This is a genomic window from Lentibacillus kapialis, assembly GCF_014646635.1.
Classification (GTDB): domain Bacteria; phylum Bacillota; class Bacilli; order Bacillales; family Amphibacillaceae; genus Lentibacillus; species Lentibacillus kapialis.
Genome location: NZ_BMNQ01000110.1, coordinates 1 through 2,501, shown reverse-complemented (window position 1 = coordinate 2,501; position 2,501 = coordinate 1). Strand labels below are relative to the sequence as shown.

Here is a 2,501-nt window from a genome sequence, read left to right as displayed (position 1 = left end):
CACTGCTTTTTGGCACTATATACCTCTTTTTGTTGTTTCGTAATAGCATCAAGTAATTTAGACCCAATCCCCTCATTTCGCCTTGCGGGATCAACGTATATTACAAATAATTCTCCAACCCCTTCATCTATCATTCCTCCACCAGCAGCACCAACTACTATCCCATTTTCAACAGCTACAAAGTATCCACCCCAGTCACGATTTGATTCGGTTACTTCTTTTAGTATTCTTTTGTGATTATAAAAGTCCCTAATAACCCTTTCAATCCATTCATTTGAGTGAGTTTCTTCATATGTAGCCCAGTAGCCCCTAATGCATACATTTGAAATTCCTTCAACATGATCTTCGTTGGCTTTCATAACTTGTATCAGATTAGAATTCTCCTTTCTCTCTTTGTATAATATTAAACAATCTGATCCTTTTCTGCAGGATCGTACGCCGATGCTTATTCCAGATAGGCGCCCTTTTATGGAACATCTTTGTCTACTTGATCAATTCACTTCTCAAAGAAGTTAATATATGCTTCCTTGTTGCTTATTTCGACAAAAAACGGATGAAATAATACACATAAAAGGATGAGAACAGTAAATAAAATCAGTAAAAGACTTCCTAGTTCAATGAAGAAATTAGGTAATAAGATAATAGGTATTAATGAAGCACATTCTGTTTTTGATTTTTGTGTTTGGTATTGCTTTTCTCCGCAATAAGGACAGGTCATTGCTGGATCCAATGTAGAAGTCTTTTTTATGGTTTGTTTCCAACTCCACTTGGTGTTGCAATTCTCACAAGTTGGCATTTAAACCACTCCCCTTTCAACAATATGACCTTATGAATCGGTAACGAATTCACTTTTGTTCCTTATAACCCAGATTCCGCGCTACCTAAATGAGGAAAATACTTTTCCTTAAAAGCAACTATCATAATAACCGCTGATAGTTGCTTTTAAGGAATACTTTTCAAAAAAGGACAGTAATACCTTGCTTCGACACAAAACGGGCAAAAGAATGGTTGGTTCGTGTTATTTGCTTGTTTTTTCGACACCCTTTTCGTCTTGTGGTTGAGTAAAAACAGCTTCATTCATACCCAATAAATTTAAAATTCGTGACACACGACCTTTTCCATCTTCCGGAAGTACTCTTTTCAACAGCTTGTCTTCCTGCTTAAAATGAACGACATCCATTGTATCCAGGATTTCCAATACGGCTTCGCCTGTCGGTCGAAAGCTCTTTCTGCTGCCTCCCATTAAATCCAGCGGTTCATCTTCATTCTCCATATTTTTGCGTATAAGAAATTCGAAAACACTGTAGACCATCACGCTTAACATCATGACATAGGCGAAAGCTTCCACACGTTTAGGTTTTTCCAGGAAAACTCTGCCGACAAAATAAGGATTTTTCAAAAATCGGAATCGGTTCTCAACGGTCTGCTGCCCCTTGTAGGCTCTCAGCAATTCTATGTCCGGCAGTTCCTGTTCGTTCATCTCATTTGTTACCAGAATGAACGTCGATGCTTGTTGACGTAAACGTTCCAATTGCTCCTCGGATGGCGCGTGAATCGTCAATTGGATGGTATAGACGGTCACAGGCGATGGCGGTGTTTCGCCCTTTTTGGGCCTACCCCGTTTTTCCCGTTTCCCTGCCCGTTGTTCAGGGACAATAGTCCCCTCGATCGTATGAGAGCCTTTGTGATCTTTAATAAATTCCGACAACGCGTCCCGGGCGTCACGTTCACAGGCAAAATCCTTTTTCTCCAGTTTTTCTTTGTCCTTTTCCCATTTTTGCTGCTCTTTTTCAAGTTGAGCGTCGATACTTTTTTGTTTTCGGCCATCCAGTTTATTGGAATGAACGATCAGAAATCGATAGGCCTCCCCATCCAGTTTGGCCTTTGCCCGCGAAATCTGATAGATAGCAGCGTCTTTACCGTCTGCAAGTGTTCCGACCTTTTCCCATTCATCCTGTTCCCACGCCTTTTCTTTCAGGTCTCCGGCCAGTTTGAAGTTCTCCGGCAATCGGGACAGGAAACGTAGATCAGGTTCGTCGTCACGCTTTAATTCCTGTAAATTTTCCTTTGTCACAAAAGCACTGTCCGCAATAAAAATGGCATTTGCCAACGTTTCCGGGGAGAACCAGTTGGTCAGGGCCTTCAGGAAATGGGCATTCCATTTCTTGTCGTCCTGGTTGCCATCCAGGGTTTCGCCATAAAGGGGAATCCCTTCCGCGTTGGTGCCTATGCCGAATTTGATTTGCGGCAAATCATGCCGGTGATCCTTGGAATAGCCGCGTACAATCTGTAAACGATCGTCCTCTTCCTTGGGCTGCCCTGTATACACAAAAGACGTTGTATCATAATGCAGCCTGTCCAGACTCAAATTGGGTATGGCTTTTTGTATACCTTGGACCGCCTGGATATAAACCTTTTCAGGATCCGCTGCATAAAGGGCATCCAGTGCCCTTCCCAGTGCATCGTCATTAAAATCATCGGCTTTTCTTTCCGAACCGAAT

At 42.1% G+C, this 2,501-nt stretch carries 3 protein-coding genes; all 3 read right to left on the bottom strand.

Annotation, left to right across the window (positions count from 1 at the left end; all coding sequences use genetic code 11):
* The coding region (locus tag IEW67_RS17720; RefSeq protein WP_229671952.1) for a GNAT family N-acetyltransferase at positions 1-359 on the bottom strand (359 nt) is incomplete at its 3' end.
* Positions 360-496: 137 nt separating this feature from the next.
* Positions 497-796: a TIGR04104 family putative zinc finger protein gene (locus IEW67_RS17715; protein ID WP_188634405.1), complete on the bottom strand. Its 300-nt coding sequence runs from the start codon at positions 794-796 to the stop codon at positions 497-499.
* A 222-nt stretch (positions 797-1,018) separates the two neighbouring features.
* A partial coding sequence (locus tag IEW67_RS17710; RefSeq protein ID WP_188634404.1) for an IS1634 family transposase occupies positions 1,019-2,501 on the bottom strand: 1,483 nt, incomplete at its 5' end.

What these genes read in the sequence shown, in the direction of transcription:
- IEW67_RS17715 (WP_188634405.1), bottom strand. Translation starts at nt 796, where the DNA reads ATGCCAACTTGTGAGAATTGCAACACCAAGTGGAGTTGGAAACAAACC.